Consider the following 25,676-nt stretch of genomic DNA (forward strand, 5'->3'; position numbering starts at 1 on the left):
TTCACTTTAATGATTCGCTTCTGACTCAAACCTGCATGGAAAATATAAATTTCAAAAAATTACTCTTCACCCTTATTTTTTCATTTACTATTTGGTTTTTACCGGTACCCGTTGGCTTAAAGCCGGAAGCCATCTATTTATTAGCGGTATTTCTGGGTATTATTCTGGGCATTATTTTAAAAGCGGCGCCTATGGGAACCCTTTCGATGTTAGCCATTGCCGTGGTTACGCTTACCGGAATGCTGGCCCCCGATGACCCGGAAAAAGCCATAAGCCTGGCCCTAAGCGGCTTTAGTAATACCATTATCTGGTTTATCACGGTTTCGGTATTTATTGCCCGGGGATTCATCAAATCAGGACTGGGAACCCGCATTGCTTATTTTTTTATTAAGAAATTTGGCCGCACCCCGCTGGGTTTAGCCTACAGTTTAAGTTTCGCCGACTTTATTCTGGCGCCGGCCATTCCGGGTAATACCGCCCGCGCCGGTGGTATTATTTATCCTATCATGCAGTCGATTGCCGATAGCATGGGCTCTACCCCCGACTCGGAAGAGTCGCGGCACCGCATCGGCACTTTCCTGACACTTTGCTGTTACAACGCTACCTTAATTACCTCGGCTATTTTCCTGACGGGTACTTCCAGTAATTTGATGTGCCAGAAGTTTGCTGCTGATTTAGGGATATCTATTTCCTGGGGTTATTGGGCTTTGGCCGGCATTTTCCCGGGTATCATCAGCTTGTTTGTAACCCCCGTAATTATAAAAAAAATAGTACCTCCGCAAATAAAAAGCACCCACCAGGCCGTAACCGCCGCGGCTGAATATTTAAAAAAACTAGGCCCTTTGCAGCCCGAGGAAAAATGGATGGTAATAACCTTTTTAGTTTTATTGTTTTTGTGGATAGCTGGTCCGCTCTGGAAAATAAACGCCACCACTTCGGCTTTTGTGGGTTTAGCCTTATTGTTACTCACCCAAGTATTAACCTGGGAAGATGTGAAAAAGGAACAAGCCGCCTGGGATAGTTTTATTTGGTTTTCGGCTTTGGTGATGATGGCTAGTGGCTTAAATACTTTAGGATTTTTTAACTGGTTAGGAGAATTGATAAAATTGTACCTGGCGAATTTATCGTGGTTGATTGCCTTTCCGGTTATTGTACTGGTTTATTTTTACAGTCATTATTTATTTGCCAGCGCCACGGCGCACGTGGCGGCCATGTACGCGGTTTTATTGGGTTTAGGCGTTTCGCTGGGAGTACCGGGCACGCTACTGGCTTTAATGCTGGGATTTACCGGCTCTTTGTACGGCACGCTTACCCAATACGGCCACGGTCCGGCCCCCGTGTTGTTTGGCAGTGGCTACGTAACGGTAACCGAATGGTGGAAAACCGGTTTTTTGTTAAGCGTGTCTTTTTTGTTAATTTGGTTGGTGTTGGGAGGGGTTTGGTGGAAAGTAATTGGTGTTTTTTAAAATTTAAACGCTAATTCGTGTTGCTGATTTTAGGTAGTGTCCGTGAAAAATAAATTAAGCCCGCATATAAGGCAATTCAGGTACAGTTTGTTTTTGATTAGTTTGTGGTGGATAGCCTGCAATAAACCAAACAAACCAGAGGTGGACCATCCCCGCCGAAGAATGGACTATATCCGAAAAATTCCCGGAGAAAGTAAACCAATTCCCGCCGAGGCAGTCCAGAAAGGAGAAGTTTATATTGCTTATTCCGATTGTTATACCTGCCATAAAGAAGACAAAGATTCGGTAGGTCCGGCATTTAAAGATATTGCCGAAAGATATCCGGTCCAGCAAGCTTATATAGATATGCTGGCGCAAAAAGTAATAAACGGCGGAAAAGGTTCCTGGGGACATGCCACCATGAGTGCTCACCCGAAAGTATCTAGGGAAGAAGCCAGGTTCATGGTCAGTTATATCCTTTCCTTAAAGAAAAACCAGTAAAATAAATCTTTACTAAATTGTACCTGGCTGATTTTGAGTAAAAATCAATATTTTGGATTAGTTACTAAAAACATAAAAGCTACAGCTCAGAATAGAAAAGTCTTAAAATCAAGAAACTCAAAAGTAAATCCATGGAGGTAACCAACTGGAATGAACGACTTAACGAAACAGAATTAAAGGTGCTTGGCTTTGTAACAAAACACCATGGCGAACAGAAACGGAAGTACACCCATGAGCCTTATGTAAATCATTTAGTGAGAGTGGCGCTACTAGTAAAAGATTATCCCGATGACAGCCGAATGGTAATGGCAGCTTTATGCCACGATTTATTGGAAGATACCGAGTGTACGATGGCGGAACTTTATCAATTTCTGTCCGGCATTGGCTTAAATGGTGCGGATAGTGATTATATATGCTTTTGGGTGAAAGAATTAACCGACGTGTTTACCTCGGAGGCATATCCTCAATTTAACCGAAAAACCAGAAAAGATTTGGAAGCAGCCCGACTATGGGAAATCTCACCGGATGCCCAAACCATTAAATATTGCGATTTGATTGACAATACTACTTCCATTGTGGAACATGGAGGTGGGTTTGCCAAAGTATATTTGAAAGAAAAGAAACGGATACTGGTTAATATGAATAAAGGCAACCAGGAACTTTATCAGAAAGCTAGTTCTATTGTGGAAAAGATATAAACGTCGTTGAATATTCCTTTTATACTTCTGTCCTTCAGGAGGAAACTATTTGGCTACGAAGCAGAATAGTTTCCTCCTGAAGAACAAATATTTTAAATTTTTGAACTGCACTCAGCCTGATAAATCTTACAAAATTCCAAAATCACAGCCTAATATTTTGCTTACCGCAGATGCTGTAAATTATCCACTCCCAAAAAGCGTTGGCAGGTAAAACCTTCGGCGAACGGGGCGTTAATGTACTTGCCAAATTCCCGGGCGCGGCCTTCGTGAATGAGGAAAAAATCGGGCGCGGAAATATAGGTTACAGCGGGTTCGTTGTAATCCGGGTGGTAAAACTGACTCCGATAGGCCTGGATAGCAGCTAATTTTAAATCCCAGTAATTGGTAATATCCACCAGAATATCGGGTTTGATGTAGGTATTTTGGATGTATTGCAGTACCAGTTCGGGGCGCCAGGCTTCCTGGGGTTCGCCGTCGAGTTCGGTTTTAATTTGCGGTAAGCCCGCGATAAAAGCGGCTTCAGTTACTAATTTACAGGCCCGGCCGTGGTCCGGATGCCGGTCGTGGGGCGCGTTAGTCAGTACAATTCGCGGTTGGTATTTGCGTACCGCCCGGATAATCTGCATGGTATGGGCTTCGTCGATCACGAAAAAACAATCCCGCATCCATAAATTTTCACGCACCTGCAAACCCAATAATCTTTTTGCTTCTAACGCTTCTGTTGCCCGGATTTCGGCGGAGCCGCGCGTGCCCAGTTCACCACGGGTCAGATCGATCATGCCTACTTTATCGCCGAGCGCTACTTGTTTTAAAATGGTACCGCCGCAGCCCACTTCCGCATCGTCCGGATGCGCCGAAAAAACCAAAATATCTAACTTCATAAAAGCGCTGCTTCTGCTTGCCCGGCAAGATACTCTTTTTTATTTATCCGGTTTGTTTAAAACCTGACCATCCCGTTGAATCAGCCAGGTAGTAATGGGGTTGAAATGGTAGCCGCCTTTGTTGTCGCCGCGGGCGGCAACTAATTGGCTAAAGGTGGGTTGGGTATAACCGGTTTCATCGACGGCCCGGCTCATGATTTCGGTTTCGTTGCCGTTCCATTGCCACAAATGCCGGAAATAGGTATGCGCTTTGTCCAGCACCGGGTCTTGCAATCGGGCCAATTGCCAGGTTTTGCCGGCGTCGGTACTTACTTCTACTTGGGTAATTTTGCCCCGACCGCTCCAGGCAATGCCGCGGATTTCCATCCAGCCTTTTTCGACCTGCACCGGGTAAGCCGGGAAGGTAATGATGGAACGGGCATCCATATCGAAACTAAATTGCCGGATTTTGCCGTCTTTTACGGGTTCGGTGTATTTAGAAGTTTCTTCGCGCGTCATAAACGGCGCATCCGAAAACTCAATACGGCGCAACCATTTTACGCTGGTATTGCCTTCCCAACCGGGTAAAAACAAGCGGGCCGGATACCCTTGCTCCGGACGAATAGCTTCGCCGTTTTGGGAGTAAGCAATCATCCCGTCCTGTAAGCCTTTTTTTACCGGAATACTGCGGGTCATGACGGCAGCATCGGAACCTTCGGCCAAGAACCAGGTAGCATTGGGTTTTACGCCTACTTCCCGGAACAAGGTAGAAAGCAGCACGCCGGTCCATTCGCTTTGGCTGGTTAAACCGGCAATTTCCTGGGGCGTTATTTTACCGGCCGGGTTACTCCGGAAATTGCCCGAACATTCTAAAAAGCAAATCCGCGAAAAAGCCGGGAACCGCTTTAAATCTTGTAAGGTGAATTTCATGGGCTTTTCCACCAATCCGTGAATATACAATTCGTACTCTTCCGGGTTAATGGTGGGCACACCGCCGTGGTGCCGTTCGTAATGCAAGTCGGCGGGCGTAATGGTGCCGTACAAATCCTGCAAAGGCGTGCGCGAGGACGTGTCGGAGGGTTTCCGGACCGGCTTTTCGTACCCCGACCGGGTGCCTAATTCACTAGGCAAAGGCCCTTGTTTTTTAGTAGGATCATCTGGTATTACGGCGGCTTCCGGTATGGCCGCCTGCACGGTTTTCCCAACTGCAGTTTGTACCAATACTACCGCCGCAGTTGCCGCTCCGCCCAACAATTGCCGGCGACTCAGCGGTTTATGAAACAAAGGCGTATCTTCCGTTTCCGACTTCACTTTTATTATGTTTTTTAAATATTTTTAAATTTTCAGCTTGCTACAAACTTTGTAAGAGTTTGATTTAACGAACTTCCGGACCACCTTTTCGGTCGTCGGGCACAAAAAGCTTTTGCGCCGGCATCACTACTTTGGGTAAAGTTTCGGCGTTCATGAAGGCTTCCGCGGGAATAATTTTATTCGCGTTGAGCAGAAAAGCCGTTAAGGCATACACTTCTTCGTTGGTTAAAGAACCGGGAGCGTTAAACGGCATGGCCCGGCGAATGTAGTCGAACAAGGTGGTGGCGTAAGGCCAGTAATTGCCAATAGTTTTTTCTTTATTATTCTCGGTTCCGGCAGCATCGGTTTCCACAACCGAAACCAGGCGGTTATTAGGTCCTTCCACTCCGGTTTTTCCGTGACACGCCGCACATTTCACGGCGTAAACGGCCTTACCGGCCAGTACCGTTCCGGAGCCGCCAGGTAATCCTTTGCCATCGGGCCGCACATCTATGTCCAATAAGGCTATTTCCTGAGCAGTGGCCGGTTTCCCAAAACCAAAGCTAGTCGGCCAATTTTCTGAATCAGCTTTTGTTACTTGGGTTGATGGAACAACAGCAGTGGCAGAAGATTTATTTGCTGTTGGGGAACGGGTACAGGCTGCTCCTAGCAAAATCAGTCCGGTTAAAAGCCAGTTGAAGCCCGAATTTTTTAAAATTTTTAAATTTTTCATTAACTGTTTAGGAGGATAGCTTGCTTTTATAACCAAGCTAGTTTTTAATACAATTTTCTGCTTTTCCGTGGTTAAATAATTGACGCTGCAAACATTAAGTTTCATCTTGAATATCACTTAGCTAAGTTTTCTGATATTATTTGCTTCGTCAACTCTTGATGTTCTCCTAATTCCAACTTATTTGTCGGATTTAAACAAACACAAGCCAGTAGCAGCCGTAACAAGAAGAGTGAATCATTTATTTTCCACTTAAAAGTTATAAGCCATGACCAAAGGACACAATAAAGACATGCACGAGGATGAAAATACATCTCAAACAAACAAAGACAAAGGCCAAAGCACCAAGCTGAAACACTCCAAAAAAGACGACAGCCCGAACCAGGGCCGCCATGCCAACCCGGACCAAAGCGGTGGTACCAAAGGAGCCAACAGCATTTAAATTTAAAAAATTTGTTTTAAACCCAAGAATCTAGTTTATTCTGGTTCTTGAGCTATTTTTAAATTATTTAAAGTTTTACAATCTTGGAGGTAGTCCCCCTTTGGAGGGGGTAGGGGGAGAATTTATATATTTGATAATTTAAAACAAGTTTTAATCCATGCAGCTTTCCAGAATAAGGCCTTTTATTGATCACGTTAATTTATCCTCCCCCTACCCCCTCCAAAGGGGGACTTCTCTCCTGGATCAAAAATAAAAGTAAATTGTTACTTACCGCCGAATAAAACAAAAGCAATTACCAGCGTAATGAAAATGTTAAAAGTTTGCGCAATTAAAAAGGCGTAAAGCGGTTTCTTGCTTTGCTTGTTAAATAAATCAGCAAAATTGGTTTCCAGGCCAATGCTGGTGAAAGCCAAGGCAAACCACAAGCCTTGCAGGTTTTTTAAACTATCTTTCACCTGAGCGGTAGTTTCGGGCGAGATGAAGAAAGAAAAAAGCAACGAAGCGCCAATAAAACCCAGTACAAACTTGGGAAAACGTTCCCAGATTACCCCTAAAGTTGGCTTGCTGTTTTGCTCTTCTGAATTGGGATGTTTGGTATAGGTCCAGTAAACCGAAATAGCGAAAGCCGCTAAACCCAGCAATACGTTCTGCGAAAATTTTACAATCGTACTGATTTTTAGAGCCGTTTCGCCCACCAGCGTACCCGAAGCCACTACGGCTCCGGTAGTATCAATGCTGCCGCCTAACCAGGCGCCGGTAACTTCCTGCGGAAAGTTAAAATACTGGGCTACGTACGGCATAAATAGCATCATCGGGATGGCCGTAATTAACACCATGGAAATCACGTAGGACAGCTTTTTGGAATCACCTTTAATCGCGCCGGAAGTAGCAATTGCCGCTGAAACCCCGCAAATAGAAACGGCGCTGGAAATCATCATGGTGAGTTCGTCGTCTACTTTCAATTTCTTGCAAGTCCAGTAAGCCAGATACCACACCGATACGACTACCAGCAAGGCCTGAATTAAACCTAAGGAACCCGCCTTTAGAATATCGGAGAAAATAACGCTGGTACCCAGCAGCACCAAACCAATTTTCACGAATAACTCTGTCGTTAGCGTAGACCGAAACCAATCGGGTAATTTGAAAAAGTTGCCGATGATCAAACCAATGGATAAACTAAAAATAACGGCTTCCAGGTTTAAGGCTTTTACCTGCTTGTTCCCAGCCAGAATTAAGGCCAGAATAGTTAGTACATAGACCACCGGAAAAACGAGCAAATACGATTTCAAGGGCTTACCAATCAGGGTGGCGCCCAACCCACCAATGGTAAATACCAGCAAAAACTGCAAAGCAATTAAGCCTAGGTTACTGGCATTTAAAACTTTAGCGGTTAATTCCGCAGGATTACTCCAGCCAAATACCGGCACCGGCAGCAAAAATCCAGCAATGGCTAACAAAATGATTAATCCGCCTAAAATTACAACGGTCCAATCTTCCGAAACGGCAAACCGGGTTTTGGGCGGAGAAGTAACTGTTGCTTGGGTTGAAGACATAAATTTTAAATTTTCTTTTATGTATATAGATGTAGTAGACAAATCTATTGCATAGTTGCCACTTTCGCTATTATTTCTTACAAAAGTTGTTTAAAGTTATGGTATGGGTTCTGTTTGTATTGGTAATTTTACTCTTCCGCCCGAAAGGGCACCTTCCCTAAAAACAGGGAAGGAGAGGCGGCTTTTTACATTTACCAATTACCATTTACCAGTTAATAAGTACCAGTTTGTAATTTAACTGAGCAACAGATAGCTAGGCAACAAACTCCTATGGCGCGGATTTACTTCCGTGACTTGCTTATTCTATATTAGAAATGGCTGCTTTTTCCTAAGTTAAAAAAGGCACGGAAGTAAATCCGCGCCATAGTGCGGCTATAGGAAAGCTCCCCTCCTAATCTTAGGAGGGGCAGAGGTGGTTGACCCTTTGCACAATAACTTTTATACTTAACTTATTTTAAAAACATCCTTTAAAGCCCGGTTAGCCGCATGAAACCCGCACATGCCGTGTACTCCCCCGCCTGGCGGCGTGGAGGAAGAACAGATATAAATACCTTTGGCCGACGTGCGGTAAGGTGATAAACTGATGGTAGGACGGGTATATAATTGCTGCACGTCGATAACGCCCCCGTTAATATCGCCGCCAATGTAATTCGGGTTGTACGCTTCAATCTGGGCGGTATTCATTACGCTGCGGCCAATAATTAAATCGCGGAAACCGGGTGCAAAACGCTCTACTTGTTTTTCAATTATTTCGGTCCGGTCGAGGGTGGAGCCGTTGGGTACGTGGCAATACGCCCAGGCCACCTGCTTGCCGGCCGGGGCGCGGGTTGGGTCAAACAAACTTTGCTGCGCTAATAACACGAATGGCTTATCGGGGTGCTGCCCGCTGGCATTTTGCTTTTCTGTGGCCGCAATTTCTTCGAAGGTATTGCCAATGTGGATGGTGCCGGCGTTCCGGCATTCGGGGGCGGTAAACGGAATCGGACCGTCCAGGGCCCAGTCAATTTTAAAAACGCCCATGCCGTAGCGGTACCGGTTAAGCTGCCATTTATAAATGGATGAAAACTTGTGACCGGCAATATCTAATAATTGCCGTGGCGTTACATCTAGCAAAACAGCCCGGGACGAAGGCAATTGCTCTAATTTTTTTACATAGTAACCTGTTTCGATCTTCCCGCCCAAAGAAACAAAGTAAGAAGCCATGGCATTGGCCATTTGCTGCGAACCTCCTTTGGGAATCGGCCAACCGCGTAAGTGCCCTACGGCCATTAATACCAATCCAATGGCCGAAGTAGCCAGATTGTTTAGTGGCTGAATGTTATGTGCCGCCATTCCGCCCCAAAGCCCCCGGGCTTCCATGGTCCGGAAACGTTTGGCCAAGAGAGTAGACGGCGGCAAGGCTTTTAAACCAAACTCCGCCATGGCAATCGGGTATTTGGGAATCGGCAAAGGCCCTAGAACATCCGGAGCCAGCTTAGGCCAGTCCCGCACGGTAGGCTCCATCAGACTGAGGTAAGTCTGTTTATCTGCCCCCAACAATTCAGCTGTTTCTGTTATCGATTTTTTTAATACGGCGGCGGTGCCGTTATCAAAAGGGTGCGCTGCAGCAATTTCCGGATAAATAAATTCCAGGCCGTGTTCGTGCAGCGGCAAGGTGCTCATGTAAGGCGAACCGGCCGCCATGGGGTGAATGGCCGAGCACACATCGTGCACAAAACCGGGTAAGGTTAATTCTTTTGACCGTAATCCGCCCCCGATTGTGTTATTGCCTTCTACTAATAATACCGAAAGTCCGGCTTGCTGCAACCGGATACCGGCGGCTAGTCCATTGGGTCCGGAACCTACTACTACGGCATCAAAATCTGTCTTCGTCACAAATAATGTTTAGTTGGAATAGGTTAAGCCATTTAACTGTACTTATCCTATTCTCTTAATCTGGTTTGGGAGGATAATGTTTCAATAAACTTTTACGCTACAATAAGCGGTTTGCTCTTTTTTTAAATTTTTAACCAGAAAGTCGACCACCCCTGCCCCTCCTTATCCCAGGAGGGGCGCTTAAACTCAAATAATCCAATGGCATTAACTTTTAATAAAACTATGGCGCGGATTTACTTCCGTGACTTGCCTAAACTTAGCTACTTTGCATGGTAAAGAAAATAGCACCACTTTTATAGCAGCAGATTCAACTTTCTTGTTTTAATCTGTTAGGCACGGAAGTAAATCCACAGCGTAAATACTATAGATAAGATATTTCTAAAATTTTTATCTTTTAAACGGCAACTTTAAAAACTTCCCTCCTTGAATAAGGAGGGATTGGGGTGGTTGATCTTCGAGTTTAGCTTTTTATCTCTTACTAATACTTACCGGCTTCCAAAGTGCTTGCGGAAAGCGCGTATTGCTTATTGGCTTTATCCAGTACAATGTACACGGAGTTTTTCCGGTCGTCGGTGCCGGTTAAAATTACCCGGGAACCATCCGTGGTCGCGTATTTTAAAATCATGCGATTGCGTTTCTCGTTTTTAGGAGCATCGGCAAACTCGCGGTCGCGGCGGGTAGAAGCGGCTCTTTTATCAATTTTTGAATTTTCGTCGCCAATGTTGGCCAAAGCTTCTTTAGGTATCCAATTATCATCGTACACCGGCGCTGCTTCTTTTTTCTTCTGTTGTTTTTTTGCGTTATCCTGGCCACCATCGCCACCTACTCCGGCTACTTTGTTTCGGCGACCTTGGAACAGGAAATACTTATCCTGCAGGTATAACACCTGGTTCACCGTATCGGCCTGGTAGTGGAAAATGCGTCGGCCGCCGCCCACCCCGGAAATTTCGAAGGTACGGTTAATATCGCGCATCGGGTCGCCGCCACCATTCGACAAATCTAATGGCAAAGGCCGGTTTACTTTATACGTCAGGGTGGTCCATTTCTCAAAGGTTACGTCTTGCCACCGCACCGAATCTTCCGGGGAGAAAGGCAGGACCTGATTGTTAATTCGGAACTCCGTTACATGATACGTACCACGCAATTTCTTTACTCCTGCCGTTGAGGGCTGCTTATACGGGTCGTACAAAAAGTTAATGAGTTGCAAATAAAACAACACTCCCAGAAATAAGACAATCACGGCAGTTTTTAAACCAATGCGGGTATATTTCTGCCAGGTTTGCGCGAAAGCGGGATAAAAATTAACCGGTACCGTAAAGCGCTCCTGAATGAGCAAGCGGTATATTTTCGGAATATCGTGTACCAGTAGAAAGGCCGCCAATAAGACAAAATAAGAGCTGTACACGTGCACGCCGCCATCGTACGCAAAATTCACGTACACAATATCGCCCAGAGCGCCAAATAACAAGATAGCGCCCAGCGTAGTAGTTCTCCGGAAGAATAATAAAGTACCCGCACTTACTTCTACTACGCCGGCAAAAATTTGGTACCAGGGCACAATGCCGATCGATAACCAGTAAATTTTTTGGGCAGTAAAATCACCCAGATTGGTTTCCAGCAAACCAAAAGAAGGATATGGCATTTGCACCGGTAGTAATTTGGTAAAACCAAACCCGATAATACCAATACCGGCCCGGTAGCGTACAATTACCCGCAGCCAGTAGTACAGTAAGTTGTAATTTTTAGGCGTCGGAATTCGCTTAGCATCTACCCAGGTCCAGATTAAGCCGCCCACTACGGCTACCAAAAAAGTAACAATCCAGTTGGCATAGCCATTCAGCCGGCTACCAAATAAAGTATTGCCGAACAAATCAATGCCCGAGCCGAAACGGGCAATGTCGTATAAATCGCGGTAATGCAGGTTGGTCCAGTCCAGGTTAGCGACGTGCTTGTACCACTCTACACCGTTCGGAATGGAGAGGCAAACAAAAAAGATAAAGGCCACCCGGAAAATTACTTTCTGAGTTCTGGTCCATTCCGAGATTATCGGAGAATTCGATATGGTTCCAATCCCGTTACCCGTATCCGGGTTAGTCTGCCGGTTGGTAATAGGCTCGATGGTTTCTATTGTAGCCATGGTAATTTTTAAAAATTGTAAGGGGAATTTATCTACTTATAACTTCATCGGTTTTTGGCGGCCTTCGCGGGCAACTTCATCCAGCAGGTATTTTTTATTTATTTTTTCCAGGACTACGTACACCAGCTCATTCTTCTCATTCAGACCCGACAAAATAATCTGGTTAGCATTTGGTCGCTCGTACTTCAAAGTTAATTTCTCGTTCTGCCGATTTTTGTTTTTGTTTTGCAGAATCAAAGTTTGATTAGCGGCATCGAACTGGTAAGAATAATACTGCCGACCGCCGGAACCGGCTTCTTCGTAATTCCTTTCCTGGTCGTTCAGAAAAATTTCTTCGGTTTTGGCGTACTCTAATGGTGCTTGCTGGTTAGAGCGGATACTGATAGTAGCCCATTTTTCAAAAACTACATCCTGCCAGCGAATGGGGTCGGTAGCCGAATAAGGTAAAACCTGGTTATTAACCCGGAACTCTTTTACATTGTACAAGCCACTAGTATTCGGTAAGCCGGCAGTTTTCGGGAAGTGATAAGAGCCTTCTTTTTGGTAAACCGCGTATGTTTTATACCCATACAGCAATACAAACACAAACACAAAGCTGCTTTTTAGCACCAAACGCGCACTTTTTTGCCAATCAGTAAATTTAGGATGAAAGCGGTTGGGCAGCGTAGGTTGCTCTAGCGTGAGTAAGGTAAAAAGCCGTTTGCCATCGTAAGCAAACAAATATAAGGCAATGGTAATCAGGTAAAAACTGTACACGTATTCGCCGCCCTCATAAGCCAAATTCGACATAAACACGTTACCGGTAAAAGGTAATACCAGAAAAGCCCCAATGGAAGCGGTTTTGCGGAAAAATAACAAACCCGCCGCTAATAACTCCACCAAGCCTAAAAATGACTGGTAATCCGGCACAATACCTAAAGTAAGCGAAAATATTTTCCAGGCGTTGAAATCACCGTAATGCGTATTCAGGTTACTAATAGAAGGAATTGGCGCCTGCATCGGGTATATTTTAATGAAAGCATAGGCAATTAAACCAATGGCTAAGCGATAACGCAGAATAACCCGTACCCAATAATACAATTGATTATATTCTTTTCGATTTCGGCCCACAAGCGACCATACCACTGCTCCTACCACCGCAATAGCCAAAACTATTCCCCAATCAGCAAAAGAGCCGATGCCCCAGCCACTGGTATTTTCCGGGGTAGAAAAAAACTGCGGCGTGTACCGGCTCAAATAAAATATATCCCGGAAATGTAAATCGAGCCAGTTAATGGAAAACAGATTGCGAAAGTACTTCCAGTCGAGTGGTACCGCTTGTATAAAAAAATAAATAAAGAAAAAACGAAATGCTGCTTTCTCTAATTTATTCCAATCGGAAGATGGAACCGGAGGCTCTGGCACATTCACCTTTTCAAAGGCTTTCTTTTTAGAAACAGGTAACGAAATTTCTGCAGTAGCCATATTTTTTAAATTTTTGGAGTATCAGATATCAGCACTCTATTTTTTTAATTACTGGTTCTGTCGCAAACGTCTTCGTTTGTGACGACTTTAGGTAGGCGTCCCGCCTACGCTGGCCAGAGGCCAGCCCATGGGAACCACGAGCGAGGCGTGCTCGCGGTATGCGAAAAACTTAAAAATTCACCTCAATTAATAACCCGGATTTTGTTCCAAAGCTTTGTCGGCATTTAGCTGGTCGATCGGGATGGGCAGCACATATTTATTCGCATCGGTCACTCCCAGAACTTCGGCCACGCGGCCGGTCCGGATTAAATCAAACCAGCGGTGTGGTTCAAAAGCAAATTCTACGCGGCGTTCGTTTTCAATGGCCAGCAATACTTCGGGTTGCGTAATGGCCGGACTAGGCGCTAAATCGGCGCGGCTGCGTACTGCGTTTAAATCCGCTAAGGCTTCCGGAAGTTTATTCAATTGAGCCCGGGCTTCGGCCCGGATTAAAAACAATTCGGCAATCCGGATGACGAAGGTAGGATCGGTAGCGGGGCTGCGGTAATACATGTTGCCGTACCACAATCCTTGCGCAGTTTTCGCGACTAAGGCGTTGCGGTTCCCTCCTACCGTGGGGTCATTTACCAAGTTTACAAAAGCATCGTTGGGCGCCCATTGCCGGGTACCGCCATTGGCGGGTGGTTGCCAGCTGTTGCGGTGCGTGTTGGTGGAAGTCGGGCTATAGTAAATTTCAAAAACAGATTCTTCGGTACCACGGGCATTGTTGGCGAAGAAAGCGCTGTAGGGTTTTACCAGTTTGTAATTCGCGGCGTCGTCCACTAGTTTGCTCGCGTAGGTTTCGGCTTGGGCCCAGTCTTTTTGATACAAATAATAACGCGCGAGTAAAGCCCAAGCCGTTTTTTTGGTGGCCCGGTAGCGGTTGGTCGTTTCGGATAATAGTTTTTCGGCCTCGGTTAAGTCTTTTAGAACCTGGGCGTAAGTTTCGGTTACCGAACTGCGGCGAATGCGCTCGTTGTCGGTGAGTTCTTTGGTGGGCGTGAGTACTAACTGTACACCACCCCAGGTACGCGCCAAATCGAAATAAGCCAAAGCCCGCACGAAGTAAGCTTCGCCTAATAACTGGTTCTTTTTCTCCTGGGTAAAAGTAGCATCCGTTACGGCCGGCACTTTTTCGATAATATGATTCGCGCGGTTGATGGTCTGGTAAATAGCGGCCCAGGTACTGGCTACCGTAGCATTATCGGCGGTTACGTTATGATTGATAAATTGCGCCACGATAGACTGCGAACCCGTCCATTGAATATTATCGCCCTGAAAATAACCGATGGATTGAAAATTGGTGCCGTAATAGTTTGCCCCCGCCAGCGCTCCGTATAAACCCCGCACGGCCGTTTCGGCGGTTACGCCATCCACAATGGTTTGGTCGTCCACGATGGCTTGGCGCGGCTCTACTTCCAGGAAATTATCGCAGGAAGCTAAACTCAGGGTCAGCACGAAGGGCAGTATATATCTGGTATTTTTAAAAAATTTCATTTTTCTAGAAACTTAAATAGAAACTTAAATGGTAATGTTAATTCCGAATTGAATGGTGCGCGGCTGCGGCGGCGTTCCCAGGTCAAGCCCTTGCGTATTCTGGTCGGTGTTGGTCACGTTCGACTCGGGATCCGGACCGGTGTATTTGGTGAGCAGGAACAAATTGCTACCCACTACGTACAGGCGCAGATTGTCGACCTTAACCCGGGATAAAAGATTTTTGGGCAGCGAATACCCGAGGGTAAGCGAACGAAGGCGCAGGAACGAGCCATCTTCTAAAAAGCGGCTGTTTTGCTCTAAACGGTAATTGTTGCCGATGCCGGTTAAGCGGGGAACGTCGGTTTCGTCGCCGGGCTTTTGCCACCGGTCTAGCTGGCTGGCAAAAATTACCCGGTTGGCATCGCGGGTACCGCCACCTTCGCCGAAGAACCGGTTGTGGTTCCAGACTTTATTGCCGTATTGGAACGAAATCAGCACACCGGCATCAAAACCTTTGTAAGTAAAATTGTTGGTGAGTCCACCAAAGAACTTAGGCGATGCGGTACCTAAAATTTGGCGGTCGGCGACGGTGATCTGGCCGTCTTTGTTTACATCTTCGAACACCGCGTTGCCGGTTTGCGGATCTACGTACAGTTGTTTGTAGGCCCAGAAGGAATACATCGGGTAACCTTGCTGCGCCCGCAGTAAATCGCGGCTACCGTAAACGGTCGGGATGGGCAGTTTTTCAATTTTGTTGCTATTCCGGGCCAGGTTGAAATTGGTGTTCCAGGTAAAATCGCCGGCTTGAATGTTAACCGTGTTGAGGCCTAACTCAAAGCCTTTATTACTGATTTCGCCGGCGTTGGTAATGTAGGTCGAGAAACCGGTGCGGGCGGGTACGGGTAATTGTAACAAAGCGTCAGTAGTATATTTGGAATAGTAATTAAACTCCAGACCAATACGACCCTCGAACAAACCAACGTCTACCCCGGCGTTTACCTGGCGGGTCCGCTCCCACTTTAAGTTCGGGTTAGCCACTTGCTGCGGGGCAATGCCCGGTTTATCGCCGCTAGTCGCATTATCGACGTAACTGACGCCACCGGCCCAAAGACCCAGTGGGGCGAAATCGTTAATACCGTTTTGGTTACCGGTTACCCCGAAGCTACCCCGCATTTTTAAATCGCTCAGGGCCCTTACATTTTTCAGGAAATTTTCTTCTTTTAAGCGCCAGGCGCCACCAATCGACGGGAAGTAGCCCCATTTATTATTGCCCCCGAAGCGGGAAGAACCATCGGCCCGGATCGTAAACTCCAACAAATATTTTTCATCAAAATTGTAATCCAACCGGGAGAAGAAAGAAGCCAGCGAATTTTTCGTCCAGGTTTGCGTAGAGGTACGGGTAGCTGCATCCGAAATTAGGGTAAACGAGTTACTCGCGAAGTTACTGCCTTGGGCCGAAGTATTATTCAACACATCGCTTTGCAAGGTATTCCCCACTAAAGCGCCAATGGTATGTTTACCGCCAAAGTTTTTGCGGTAAGTAAGGGTTTGCTCGTTCAGCCAGGAAGTTTTTTGGGTTAAGCCGGATGTGGCTAAACCATTAGTAGGAGCTGCGCCGAGCTGGGTTTTATCGTTCCAGTATTCCGATTCGTCGTAGTTATTATAATCTGCTCCCCAACTGCTCCGGAATTTTAAACCCGGAATAATTTCGGCATCCACGAACAAGTTGCCAATGTACCGCAAGCTGGTAGAGTTTACGTCGTAGTTATTCAGGAGTACATCCAGGTTATCGAAACCGGCGTACCGAGCCGGGCTGCCATCCGGGTTGTTCTTGGGCAGGTAAGTAGGCGTATGCAGCGCCGATTGCAATAAACCACCCTGCGGACCGTCGCCGGCGCGGGCCTGGTTGCGGTAAGTGCGCGACACGGTATTACTCACGCCTACTTGCACTTTGTCGTTTACCTGCTGGTCGATGTTTACTTTAAAGCTGGCGCGTTGCAGGTAAACGGGCTTAATGATAGCTTCTTGTTTGGTGTAACCGCCCCCGATGTAATATTTGGTATTGGCGTTGCCGCCCTGCAAAGATAAATCGTAGTTCGACAAGGTAGCCGTTCGGAATACATCGCCTAAACGATCGTACGTTTTTTGTTCTTCGGGCAAACCTCTGCCACCTTCGGCCACGGGCCGGAAAGGGCGGTTTTCAAAGGTTTGCTTTAAAGCCGGATTGTCCAGGCCGGTATTTATCCAATATTCGTTAATTAAAGCAGCGTGTTCCGGACCAGTGGTTAAATCCCAAAGTTTGGCGGCTTTGGCCCAGCCCTGCGAGGTGTTGAAGGTAACTTTAGGTTTGGTATTGTAGCTGCCGCGTTTGGTGGTAACAATTACTACCCCGTTGGCTCCCCGGGAACCGTAAATAGCGGTAGCATTGGCATCTTTCAACACTTCAATGCTCTCTATATCGGCGGGGTTAATATCCGCAATGGGAGAAGTAGCTTTACCACCGGTGTTTACCGTTTGTAAACTGGTGTTATTCACGAAAACCCCGTCAACTACGTACAGCGGGTCGTTGCTGGCGTTAATGGAAGTAGCGCCCCGCACCCGGATAAAAATTCCCTCGCCGGGTACGCCGGTGCTCGACGTAATCTGCACACCGGAGGCTTTACCCTGCAACTGAGCCGCAAAGTTACCACCCGGTATGTCTTTGGTTTCGGAAGGGTTTACTTTACTAACCGAACCAACCAGGTTTTTGCGCTCCTGGCTACCATAACCAACTACCACTACCTCGTTCAGGGCTTTGGTATCTTCGGTTAAGGTAACCTGCACGGAGCCTTGGCCATTTACCGGAATTTCTTTAGTGGCATAACCAATAAACGAAGCCACCAAAGTACCCGAGCCATTCGGTACGGTTAACTGAAAGGAACCATCGTTGCCGGTGGTAGTACCAATGGTAGTATTTTTTAAAACAATGGTTACGCCGGGTAATGGTTCGCCACCCGGACCGGTTACTTTTCCGGTAACCGACACGTCGGGCAGGTTTAATTTCCGGATAGTAAAACCAGCAGGAAGAGCGTAAAAAGAATTGGCTAGTAAAGGTGTTCCATAGAGTGTCAGCAATAAGAAGACTTTACTGCTACGGGAGAGCAGCTTTTTCATAAGTTTTGTATATTTGGTTTAACAATTAATTCTTGGACTTTCCCGGTAATGCCTGGACCAGAGGCGTTGTAACCGGGGGAGTCCTTTTTTTATTTAGAGGCTATTTGTAGCCGATTATATTCACTTATTTTCTAAAAATTCCTGCTTGTCCTCTACGCTTCAGCGGTTTTGCCATTATCTAGTACTGGAATCGGCATCATCTCTTCATCTATTGGTGGACGAAGCCCAAAGAAGCTGGCTTTTTTGTGTAAAAGGACCAGTAAGCTTAAGAATAAAGTTAGGCTGATAATATCCATTAGGGTATGAGAATAAAATTTAAAATCGAATAATTAAGTAATTAGAAAGCTGTATGGTTTTACTAGCATGAGCAACAACCGCGCATCAGAGGGCAACCAATTAAGCCAGGTAATTGGTTTTTATTCCGGAAAGTAGTTCTTCCCGCCTTGGCATGTAAAGCTATTTGCGTAGTAAGTTCCGGTTTATAATATATTGTCTATAGAAATTATAGACAAATAAAGAGAAGCTTTTTTTTACTTCCAAATTTTATTTTACTTTTTTCTACTTATAACCCAATGCCGTATTTGTATTTAATTATCGCATGGAAGTTTATGGGCTTTCCTTGGGCCTGGATATTTCTTAGCCTAACCGCTATTATTTAATAAGTGGGTATGGCATTGCGCTACGAAGGGGTTAGAGTTTTCCATTTCCCAACAGCTTGGCAAAGGATTATAGAAAGCTAAAGTAACCGACTATCCCGTAATAGTTAATAAAATAAAGTAAGCTAAAGAGCGGCTGATTCGGCCATCCGATGCTGATAATCTTTCAGTACGGTTAACAAGAAATCAGCGGGGGACAGGTTATGAGTTACACGCATGGTTTCCTGCGTTTTTTCGGCTACCCGTTCCAGTAAAAGGGTATTTTGGTGTTGGCGGGCTTTAAAGAATAATTTGCGAATAAGGGCCACATCGGCATCGGTCAGTTCCTGCACTTCCGGAAAAACTACTTGATAATTTTCTTCGGGTTGAATAGCCAGTAAGGGATTACGTTTAATCGCGCGAGTACGAATGACGGTGGTGCCGGCCGCCAAATCGCCTAAGCGCTGCCCCCGCCCGTTGGCAGCCAGGGTAATAATAGCAATAATCCCGAAAGAAGCGAGAGTATCCACAATCAGGAAAACCCACCGGAGGAGGTAATCGCCGATGCTGGGAGAGCGACCATTGAGTTTAATTACTTTTATATCTTGAGCTTTCTTGCCAATAGTTTGGCCATTCAGAAAAATCTCGCATAATAAACTGTAAAATAGTAATGGCAGGTAAAATAAAATAACCAATATAGGGCCATAACCTATTTTAAACACGGCAAGAATCAGCCCAACGGCCATGAACCAGCCCATGTAAACGGCATAATCTATCAACTGGGCCAAAATGCGATTGCCAATACTAGCCGGTTCGTATTCCAACTCCACGTTCTGCGACGTGTTTATACGAATAGTATTCATTAAATTAAATATAGAGCTTTAATAATTAGGCTAATTTAAGTATATTTGACAGGAATAAAAACCCAGACGGATGCGTGAAGCTGCTTTTATCAAACAAAATTCGGCAAAATGGAAATCTTTCGAAAACCAGGACTTTCTGGACCCCGACTTACTGGCCGACCGTTTTATTCAACTAACCGACGATTTATCTTTTGCCCGAACTTTTTATCCTGACTCAGATAATACGCTGTACCTGAATGCTTTGGCTGCCAGAGTGCACCAGGCCATTTACAAAAATAATCGTACGCGCCGTAATAGGTTCGGGCAATTCTGGCGTTACGAGTTGCCATTCCTGTTCTGGCAACATCAAAAGCAGTTAATTTTTGCCTTTATTATATTCACCGCCGGGGCGGCCATTGGGGTGCTCTCGGCGGCCTTCGACGATACCTTTGTCCGGTTAATTTTAGGCGACGGTTACGTAAACCAGACTATTGCCAACATTAAAAAAGGAGATCCCATGGCCATTTATAAGCAAGACGGGCAAACCGAGATGTTTTTATTCATTACCCTCAACAACATTAAAGTGGCTTTTTTTGCTTTCGTTTATGGAATTTTCTTTTCGGTGGGTACTTTCTGGATTTTGCTGAGTAATGGTATTATGCTGGGGGCATTTCAGTATTTTTTCTATAAACAAGGGTTGCTCCTCCCTTCCGTGCTCACGGTATGGATTCATGGTACTTTAGAGATATCGGCCATTGTAATTGCGGGTTGCGCCGGGTTTGTACTGGGCAACAGTATATTATTTCCGAAAACATATTCGCGCCTGGATTCGTTTAAACGGGCTTCCCGCCAAGGATTGAAAATAACCGTTGGCCTGGTACCAATATTTATAACCGCTGGCTTTCTGGAAAGCTTTGTAACCCGCCATACCGAAATGCCTCTGGCGCTAAGTTGTTTTATTATTCTGGCTTCTTTGTTTTTTATTCTTTTGTACTTTATTTATTACCCGCAGGCCCTTCACGCTAAAAATACCCATGCCCAGTTATCTTCTTAATTTCCGCGAAGAACGCGATTTAAGCCAGAAAATAAACGCCACTTTCGGGTTCATCAAACAGCACTTTAAACCCCTGTTCCGACTCTTGCTATTTATAGTAATGCCATTCGCCTTAATTGGAGGCGTATTTCTGGGTATTTACCAGCGGCGGGCCCTCACGCTGAACCGGGGCGAACGCGATATTGAATACGGTACTTATGCCGAGTACGAATTTTATAATCAGATTAGCTCGTTTAATTATCTGATTGGGATTTTCTGCGCTTATGTGAGCTTCCTGCTCATTAGCCTGGTTATTTATAGCTATATTCTGGAGTACATGGATAACGAGGGACAGATTGCCCCCGGAAGTGTTTGGAACCGCGTGAAAGACAATTTTCTGCGGGTGTTTTTTGCCTCCTTCGGAATATTTTTACTTTGTGCACTTGGTACTGTTTTGCTCGTTGTACCCGGTATTTACCTAAGCGTAGCTTTAAGTTTTTTTATGATGGTAATGCTGCGCGAAGATTTGGGTTTTGTAGATACCGTGGAGCGTTGTTTGTATTTAATAAAAGGTAATTGGTGGAGTACCCTGGGAATGTTGTTTATTGTTTCTTTTATACAGGCTCTATTAGCGCTGGTATTAGGGTTTCCGGTTTGGGTGCTACAGATTATGCAGGTACTAAACTTACCCGGGGTAGATAACGATTTACTAATGATTAGTGCCAATACCTTGTCGTCGGTGTTGAGTATATTTATGTACGTCATTATTATTGTGGCGCTGGCCTTTCAATATTTCAACCTTGTCGAAATAAAAGACGGTATTGGCTTCCTCGAACAAGCCGAAATGATTGGTACTCGCCGTACTCTTGTAGCCGATGAAGGGGATTTTTAAATATTTTATAATTTTTCTGATGTTCGGGGTATGTCGTTCGGGATACGCCGTCTCCGTTCGCTCACTTACTGATTCTATTCATATTGCCGCTGATACCAGCCGGGTAGTGGTGCGAACTTTGTCAGCCGACCAGTTAAATGCCTACCGCGCGGATCCTGATTTTCAGTACGGTACCGATGTACGCCCTTTGACCTCCGCCTGGGATCGTTTCTGGCGACAAGTTCGGGCGTATAGCTGGGAAATTCTGCGCAACCGTTCCTACGAGGGTTTCTGGAAATATGTGATCTACGGGGTTGTGGTTGGTCTCACGATTTTTGTGGTGCTTAAATTACTTAAAATAGAGTTTACTGGGCTTTTGGGTAAAAAGGCAAAGGCATTTGCGGTACCCTACGAAACCCACGCCGAAAACATCCACGCACTCGATTTTACCTCCTTGCTCGACGAAGCCGTCCGGCAAAAAGATTATCGCCGCGCTATTCGGTTGTATTATTTACACACCCTGAAACAACTCACCGACCAGGCGCTCATTGATTGGCAACCCGGTAAAACCAACCGCAGTTACATTCGCGAAATCCAGCCCCAGACTCTCCGGAAAGACTTCGAAAAAATTACGGCTTTGTTTGAATATGTGTGGTACGGTGGTTCCCAGGTAAATGAAGCGCATTATAATACCACGCGTCTGGCATTTATAACTTTTAATCAACTTATCGGCCGCCATGCGTAATTACCGGATGAGTTTGGCTTTGCTGGCGGTATTATTTGCCACGCTCGTAGCCGTTGAATATTACCAGCCCAAACCCGTCGATTGGCGGCAAAGCTTCGCGAACAAAGATAAAATACCGTACGGTACCTACGTGCTGTATCAGTTGCTGCCCGATCTGTTCCGGAATCAGGATATCACCACCGTACGGCAACCTATTTTAAACCATTTAGAAGAAACCCCTGTCCGGCATACGAATTATATTTTTATTAACGACGAGTTTGTTTTAGATTCTTTAGACCAACAAGCCTTACTGGCTCACGTAGCCCGTGGCAACCAAGTTTTTATTGCTGCCGAATCTTTTGCCGAAAAGTTTAAGGATATACTTCATTTTGATAGCCACTTTACCTATACAAAATCGGTTAAAGATCGTTTAGGGGTATACTTTGTCAACCCTAAACGGGGTAAGCAGCGGTATTATTTTGAAAAAAGAAAGTCGGAGGGGTATTTTACGCTCCGGAAAGGAGCGCAGGTAACGGCCTTAGGCAGAAATTCGGCAGGTTTACTTAACTTTATTTCCATCCGGTTCGGGAAAGGTGTATTCTATTTAAATACCGTGCCGGCCGCATTCACCAATTATTACGTACTCTCGCCCAAACACACCCGCTACGCCGCTACGGCTTTATCTTACCTGCCCGTGCAACCCGTTTTTTGGGACGAGTATCAGAAACAAGGTGGCATGGGTGAGCAATCGGTTTTTCGGGTTCTATTGGCGCATCCGCCGCTGCGTTGGGCTTACTACATTACATTGGTTGCCTTGGTGCTATACGTGTTGTTCGAAGGGAAACGTACGCAACGTATCATTCCTATTCTGGCGCCATCCACCAACGAAACGCTGGCTTTTGTGCGGGTAGTCGGTAACTTATATTTCAATAATCGTAATCATAAAAACATTGCCGAGAAAAAAATTCGTTATTTCCTGGAGTATCTGCGGCTGCACTTCTACGAATCATCACCGATCAACGATTCTGAGGCCCAGGAGCGCATTGCGGCCCGTTCGGGAGTTGCTATTACCGAAGTAAACAATTTATTTTATTTGCTGCAGAAAATCAGCAATGTACCAATTATCACCGACGAAGATCTGAGGCAACTGAACCAACAACTTGAGGCATTTTATAATCAAACCAATCGTTAATGAATGATGAAACATAACCTTTCATCGGGCAGAAAAGTTAAGTACCTCTCACTATTCTGAGTTACTTTACCGGCTAATTAAAAAACATAGGTGTCTGGTGTAAATACACTTGGATAGTACATGTAACTTTTAAGTAGTTGTGGGTTATTCGTTGTTCGACTAATTAATTTTTGAGGATCAGTAAGTTATCTCAAATGGTAGTCTCAACTAATTTCGTTGAAGTACTTAATTCTTTTTAAAACAGGATAAAAGATAAAATCCTGAACTAGTAAATAAATACTTAATAAATATATCTTTAACCGCCTTAAGCTAACTAAAATAAACTCTTACCAGCCAGCCGGAACTGCGGCCGCGCCACTACCTGTAGCTTAGTTATATTGCCTTTACTTTTATGGAAGAAACCCTCACTGAATTAGAACCCCGCGCGCAATTTTCAGAATTACAGGAATCTGTGCAAGAGATAAAACAAGCCATTGGCCGGATAATAGTTGGGCAAGAGGAAATGATTGATCTGCTTCTGGTAGCACTGCTCGCCGACGGTCACGTATTGATTGAAGGCGTACCCGGTATTGCCAAAACACTAACGGCCAAACTGCTGGCCCGCACCATTGCCGTGCCGTTTAGCCGCATTCAGTTTACACCCGATATGATGCCTTCGGATGTGCTGGGCACCTCGGTGTTTCATCCCGGTACCGCCTCCTTCCAATTTAAGCAGGGGCCGATTTTCTCGAATATAGTCCTGATTGATGAAATTAACCGGGCGCCCGCCAAAACCCAGGCTTCGTTGTTCGAGGTGATGGAGGAACGCCACATTACCCACGACGGCGTAACCTATCCGCTCACCGAACCATTTACCGTACTGGCTACTCAAAACCCGATTGAACAGGAAGGCACCTACCGTTTGCCCGAAGCCCAGCTCGACCGGTTCATGTTTAAAATTATCGTACCCTACCCCAACCTGAACGAAGAAGTAGCCATACTAAAAGTACACCACACCCAGCCTGACCTCAAAAATGACTTGGATACTATAAAGCCGGTACTCAGCGCCGAGAAGATGGCCTCGTTGCGCCAGCAGGTGAAAACGGTGCATCTCGACGAAAAACTCCTGGAGTATATTGGTCAATTGGTCGTACAAACCCGGACCCACAAAGCCTTATACCTGGGTGCTTCGCCGCGGGCCTCGCTGGCTATCCTTCATAGTTCCAAGGCGTTGGCGGCTACTCGGGGCCGGAGTTTCGTAACCCCCGAAGATGTGCAGGAGTTGGCGCCCGCCGTGCTGCGCCACCGCATTTTGCTTACGCCCGAAAAAGAAATGGAAGGCGCCCAACCCGACGACATCGTAAAACAAATTATTCAGAAAACCGAAGTACCGCGCTAGTGCAGTTTGTTCGTCAGCTCTATTTTACCTCTCGCTGGTACTACAGCCTCGCAGCTTTAGTAGGTTTGTTGTTGCTGGCTTTTTTCTTTCCGGCTTTATTTGGCGTTGCCCGGGTGCTGTGCGGTGTGTTAGCGTTGCTGGTGCTGCTGGATGGAGTGTCTTTGTTCCGGACCAACCGGGGGGTATTTGCCCGCCGCCAACTAGCCGAAAAGCTTTCGAACGGCAGCGATAACGATATAACTATTTCCCTCGAAAACCATTACTCTTTTCCCATAACAGTAGAGGTGATTGATGAATTACCGGTGCAACTGCAGTTGCGGGATACTGTTTTTAAAGTACGCGTACCTACCGGCGAAACTCACCTGATTACCTACCAGATCCGACCGGTGAAGCGGGGAGTATATTCTTTTGGGGCAATAAATGCGTTCGTGCGCAGCCCTTTGGGTTTGGTGCGCCGCCGTTACCAGTTTGCGCAGAACCAGGAAGTGCCCGTTTACCCATCTTTTATTCAGATGCGGCAGTTTGAATTGCGGGCTTTTACGAGTCAGTTAGCGGAACATGGCCTGAAAAAAGTACGCCGCGTGGGCCACCAGGCCGAGTTTGAGCAAATCCGGCCGTATACCCCCGGCGACGACCCCCGTGTGATTAACTGGCAGGCCACGGCTCGCCGTTCCGAGTTGATGGTGAACAGTTTCCAGGACGAAAAATCCCAACCGGTTTACTGCCTCATTGATAAAGGTCGGGTTATGAAAATGCCGTTTGAAGAGTTAAGTTTACTGGATTATGCTATTAATGCTACTTTAGTGCTAGCCAATGTTGCCCTTAAAAAACAGGATAAAGCTGGTATTATTACTTTTGCCGAAAGAGTAGGCACTGTTTTACCCGCCGAACGAAAAGCGGCTCACCTGCAAAAAATTCTGGATTTATTGTATCACCAGAAAACACGCTTCCTGGAGTCGGATTTTGAAAGCTTGTACGCGACTGTGCGCACCAAAATAAAACACCGGAGCTTGCTGGTATTATTTACTAATTTTGAAACCTTACAGGCAGCGCAGCGCCAATTACCTTATCTGAAAAAGCTGGCTCGCTACCATCTAATACTGGTAGTATTTTTCGAGAACACGGAACTGCGCACTTTGCTCGATGCACCCGCCCGCACTACCGAAGAAATATACCTGAAAGCCATTGCCGAAAAGTTTGATTATGAGAAACGGCAAATTGTAAAAGAATTTAACCGCTACGGACTGCACGCCTTACTAACTGCTCCTCATTCGCTTACAGTAAATACCCTTAACAAATACTTAGAGTTTAAAGCGCGCGGTTTATTATAGAAAGGTA

General features: G+C 45.7%; 20 protein-coding genes. 10 read left to right on the forward strand and 10 right to left on the reverse strand.

Annotated elements, in window-relative coordinates; all coding sequences use genetic code 11:
- Window positions 1–35: 35 nt before the first annotated feature.
- From AHMF7605_RS12410 to AHMF7605_RS12420, 3 genes are all read left to right on the forward strand, one after another.
- On the forward strand, window positions 36–1,466 hold the full coding sequence (locus tag AHMF7605_RS12410; RefSeq protein WP_106929778.1) for an anion permease: 1,431 nt from the start codon (window positions 36–38) through the stop codon (window positions 1,464–1,466).
- A gap of 162 nt (window positions 1,467–1,628) precedes the next feature.
- A complete protein-coding gene (locus tag AHMF7605_RS12415) occupies window positions 1,629–1,946 on the forward strand; it encodes a c-type cytochrome (protein ID WP_106929780.1) in 318 nt (105 codons plus the stop codon).
- Between the two features lie 131 nt (window positions 1,947–2,077).
- A complete protein-coding gene (locus AHMF7605_RS12420; protein WP_106929782.1) occupies window positions 2,078–2,644 on the forward strand; it encodes an HD domain-containing protein in 567 nt (188 codons plus the stop codon).
- 161 nt (window positions 2,645–2,805) lie between these two features.
- On the opposite strand, the gene bshB1 is transcribed toward AHMF7605_RS12420, so the two are convergent.
- From bshB1 to AHMF7605_RS12435, 3 genes are all read right to left on the reverse strand, one after another.
- On the reverse strand, window positions 2,806–3,525 hold the full coding sequence (gene bshB1, locus AHMF7605_RS12425) for a bacillithiol biosynthesis deacetylase BshB1 (protein ID WP_106929784.1): 720 nt from the start codon (window positions 3,523–3,525) through the stop codon (window positions 2,806–2,808).
- Window positions 3,526–3,564: 39 nt separating this feature from the next.
- Window positions 3,565–4,815, reverse strand: coding sequence for a sulfite dehydrogenase (soxC, locus tag AHMF7605_RS12430; protein WP_106929786.1), 1,251 nt, complete (start codon window positions 4,813–4,815; stop codon window positions 3,565–3,567).
- Between the two features lie 64 nt (window positions 4,816–4,879).
- Window positions 4,880–5,527 carry a c-type cytochrome gene (locus AHMF7605_RS12435; protein WP_106933445.1) on the reverse strand — a complete coding sequence of 216 codons (648 nt, stop codon included), beginning with the start codon at window positions 5,525–5,527 and terminating at the stop codon, window positions 4,880–4,882.
- A 265-nt stretch (window positions 5,528–5,792) separates the two neighbouring features.
- Between AHMF7605_RS12435 and AHMF7605_RS30155 the strand changes: the two genes are divergently transcribed.
- Entirely contained in the window at window positions 5,793–5,966 is a 174-nt protein-coding gene (locus tag AHMF7605_RS30155) for a hypothetical protein (RefSeq protein ID WP_182412163.1), read from the forward strand.
- 263 nt (window positions 5,967–6,229) lie between these two features.
- On the opposite strand, the gene AHMF7605_RS12440 is transcribed toward AHMF7605_RS30155, so the two are convergent.
- From AHMF7605_RS12440 to AHMF7605_RS12470, 7 genes are all read right to left on the reverse strand, one after another.
- Window positions 6,230–7,519, reverse strand: a complete 1,290-nt coding sequence (locus AHMF7605_RS12440) for a YeiH family protein (protein WP_106929788.1) — start codon at window positions 7,517–7,519, stop codon at window positions 6,230–6,232.
- Window positions 7,520–7,963: 444 nt separating this feature from the next.
- Window positions 7,964–9,394: a phytoene desaturase family protein gene (locus AHMF7605_RS12445; protein WP_106929790.1), complete on the reverse strand. Its 1,431-nt coding sequence runs from the start codon at window positions 9,392–9,394 to the stop codon at window positions 7,964–7,966.
- 478 nt (window positions 9,395–9,872) lie between these two features.
- A complete protein-coding gene (locus tag AHMF7605_RS12450; RefSeq protein ID WP_233219026.1) occupies window positions 9,873–11,531 on the reverse strand; it encodes a hypothetical protein in 1,659 nt (552 codons plus the stop codon).
- A 36-nt stretch (window positions 11,532–11,567) separates the two neighbouring features.
- Window positions 11,568–12,995 carry a DoxX family protein gene (locus AHMF7605_RS12455; protein WP_233219027.1) on the reverse strand — a complete coding sequence of 476 codons (1,428 nt, stop codon included), beginning with the start codon at window positions 12,993–12,995 and terminating at the stop codon, window positions 11,568–11,570.
- A 186-nt stretch (window positions 12,996–13,181) separates the two neighbouring features.
- Window positions 13,182–14,531: a RagB/SusD family nutrient uptake outer membrane protein gene (locus tag AHMF7605_RS12460; RefSeq protein WP_106929792.1), complete on the reverse strand. Its 1,350-nt coding sequence runs from the start codon at window positions 14,529–14,531 to the stop codon at window positions 13,182–13,184.
- 24 nt (window positions 14,532–14,555) lie between these two features.
- Entirely contained in the window at window positions 14,556–17,663 is a 3,108-nt protein-coding gene (locus AHMF7605_RS12465; RefSeq protein WP_106929794.1) for a SusC/RagA family TonB-linked outer membrane protein, read from the reverse strand.
- Window positions 17,664–18,444: 781 nt separating this feature from the next.
- A complete protein-coding gene (locus AHMF7605_RS12470; protein WP_106929796.1) occupies window positions 18,445–19,161 on the reverse strand; it encodes an RDD family protein in 717 nt (238 codons plus the stop codon).
- A 70-nt stretch (window positions 19,162–19,231) separates the two neighbouring features.
- Here AHMF7605_RS12470 and AHMF7605_RS12475 point away from each other — a divergent pair, with 70 nt between their 5' ends.
- The 6 genes from AHMF7605_RS12475 to AHMF7605_RS12500 all read left to right on the forward strand — a co-directional run bounded on the left by AHMF7605_RS12475 (window position 19,232) and on the right by AHMF7605_RS12500 (window position 25,669).
- Window positions 19,232–20,194 (forward strand): stage II sporulation protein M, encoded by a 963-nt coding sequence (locus tag AHMF7605_RS12475; RefSeq protein WP_106929798.1) that lies wholly within the window; start codon window positions 19,232–19,234, stop codon window positions 20,192–20,194.
- The gene (locus AHMF7605_RS12480) at window positions 20,175–21,065 is read left to right on the forward strand and encodes a hypothetical protein (RefSeq protein WP_106929800.1); all 891 of its coding nucleotides are present in this window, start codon (window positions 20,175–20,177) and stop codon (window positions 21,063–21,065) included. The genes AHMF7605_RS12475 and AHMF7605_RS12480 overlap by 20 nt, the downstream gene beginning before the upstream one ends.
- Window positions 21,049–21,789 (forward strand): DUF4129 domain-containing protein, encoded by a 741-nt coding sequence (locus AHMF7605_RS12485; RefSeq protein ID WP_106929802.1) that lies wholly within the window; start codon window positions 21,049–21,051, stop codon window positions 21,787–21,789. Before AHMF7605_RS12480 ends, AHMF7605_RS12485 begins: the two co-directional genes overlap by 17 nt.
- The gene (locus tag AHMF7605_RS12490; protein WP_106929804.1) at window positions 21,782–22,960 is read left to right on the forward strand and encodes a DUF4350 domain-containing protein; all 1,179 of its coding nucleotides are present in this window, start codon (window positions 21,782–21,784) and stop codon (window positions 22,958–22,960) included. The genes AHMF7605_RS12485 and AHMF7605_RS12490 overlap by 8 nt, the downstream gene beginning before the upstream one ends.
- 391 nt (window positions 22,961–23,351) lie before the next feature.
- Window positions 23,352–24,338, forward strand: coding sequence for an AAA family ATPase (locus tag AHMF7605_RS12495; RefSeq protein ID WP_106929806.1), 987 nt, complete (start codon window positions 23,352–23,354; stop codon window positions 24,336–24,338).
- Window positions 24,338–25,669, forward strand: a complete 1,332-nt coding sequence (locus AHMF7605_RS12500) for a DUF58 domain-containing protein (protein WP_106929808.1) — start codon at window positions 24,338–24,340, stop codon at window positions 25,667–25,669. Before AHMF7605_RS12495 ends, AHMF7605_RS12500 begins: the two co-directional genes overlap by 1 nt.
- The last annotated feature ends 7 nt before the right edge of the window (window positions 25,670–25,676 follow it).

The sequence above is a fragment of the Adhaeribacter arboris genome (assembly GCF_003023845.1).
Taxonomy (GTDB): Bacteria; Bacteroidota; Bacteroidia; order Cytophagales; family Hymenobacteraceae; genus Adhaeribacter; species Adhaeribacter arboris.

Coding starts and splice junctions, on each gene's coding strand:
- AHMF7605_RS12485 (WP_106929802.1), top strand. CDS start 21,049: ATGAAGGGGATTTTTAAATATTTTATAATTTTTCTGATGTTCGGGGTA.
- AHMF7605_RS12435 (WP_106933445.1), bottom strand. CDS start 5,527: ATGAAAAATTTAAAAATTTTAAAAAATTCGGGCTTCAACTGGCTTTTA.
- AHMF7605_RS12420 (WP_106929782.1), top strand. CDS start 2,078: ATGGAGGTAACCAACTGGAATGAACGACTTAACGAAACAGAATTAAAG.
- bshB1 (WP_106929784.1), bottom strand. CDS start 3,525: ATGAAGTTAGATATTTTGGTTTTTTCGGCGCATCCGGACGATGCGGAA.
- AHMF7605_RS12455 (WP_233219027.1), bottom strand. CDS start 12,995: ATGGCTACTGCAGAAATTTCGTTACCTGTTTCTAAAAAGAAAGCCTTT.
- AHMF7605_RS30155 (WP_182412163.1), top strand. CDS start 5,793: ATGACCAAAGGACACAATAAAGACATGCACGAGGATGAAAATACATCT.
- AHMF7605_RS12490 (WP_106929804.1), top strand. CDS start 21,782: ATGCGTAATTACCGGATGAGTTTGGCTTTGCTGGCGGTATTATTTGCC.
- AHMF7605_RS12415 (WP_106929780.1), top strand. CDS start 1,629: ATGGACTATATCCGAAAAATTCCCGGAGAAAGTAAACCAATTCCCGCC.
- AHMF7605_RS12495 (WP_106929806.1), top strand. CDS start 23,352: ATGGAAGAAACCCTCACTGAATTAGAACCCCGCGCGCAATTTTCAGAA.
- AHMF7605_RS12460 (WP_106929792.1), bottom strand. CDS start 14,531: ATGAAATTTTTTAAAAATACCAGATATATACTGCCCTTCGTGCTGACC.
- AHMF7605_RS12410 (WP_106929778.1), top strand. CDS start 36: ATGGAAAATATAAATTTCAAAAAATTACTCTTCACCCTTATTTTTTCA.
- AHMF7605_RS12470 (WP_106929796.1), bottom strand. CDS start 19,161: ATGAATACTATTCGTATAAACACGTCGCAGAACGTGGAGTTGGAATAC.
- AHMF7605_RS12440 (WP_106929788.1), bottom strand. CDS start 7,519: ATGTCTTCAACCCAAGCAACAGTTACTTCTCCGCCCAAAACCCGGTTT.
- AHMF7605_RS12450 (WP_233219026.1), bottom strand. CDS start 11,531: ATGGCTACAATAGAAACCATCGAGCCTATTACCAACCGGCAGACTAAC.
- AHMF7605_RS12475 (WP_106929798.1), top strand. CDS start 19,232: ATGCGTGAAGCTGCTTTTATCAAACAAAATTCGGCAAAATGGAAATCT.
- AHMF7605_RS12480 (WP_106929800.1), top strand. CDS start 20,175: ATGCCCAGTTATCTTCTTAATTTCCGCGAAGAACGCGATTTAAGCCAG.
- AHMF7605_RS12465 (WP_106929794.1), bottom strand. CDS start 17,663: ATGAAAAAGCTGCTCTCCCGTAGCAGTAAAGTCTTCTTATTGCTGACA.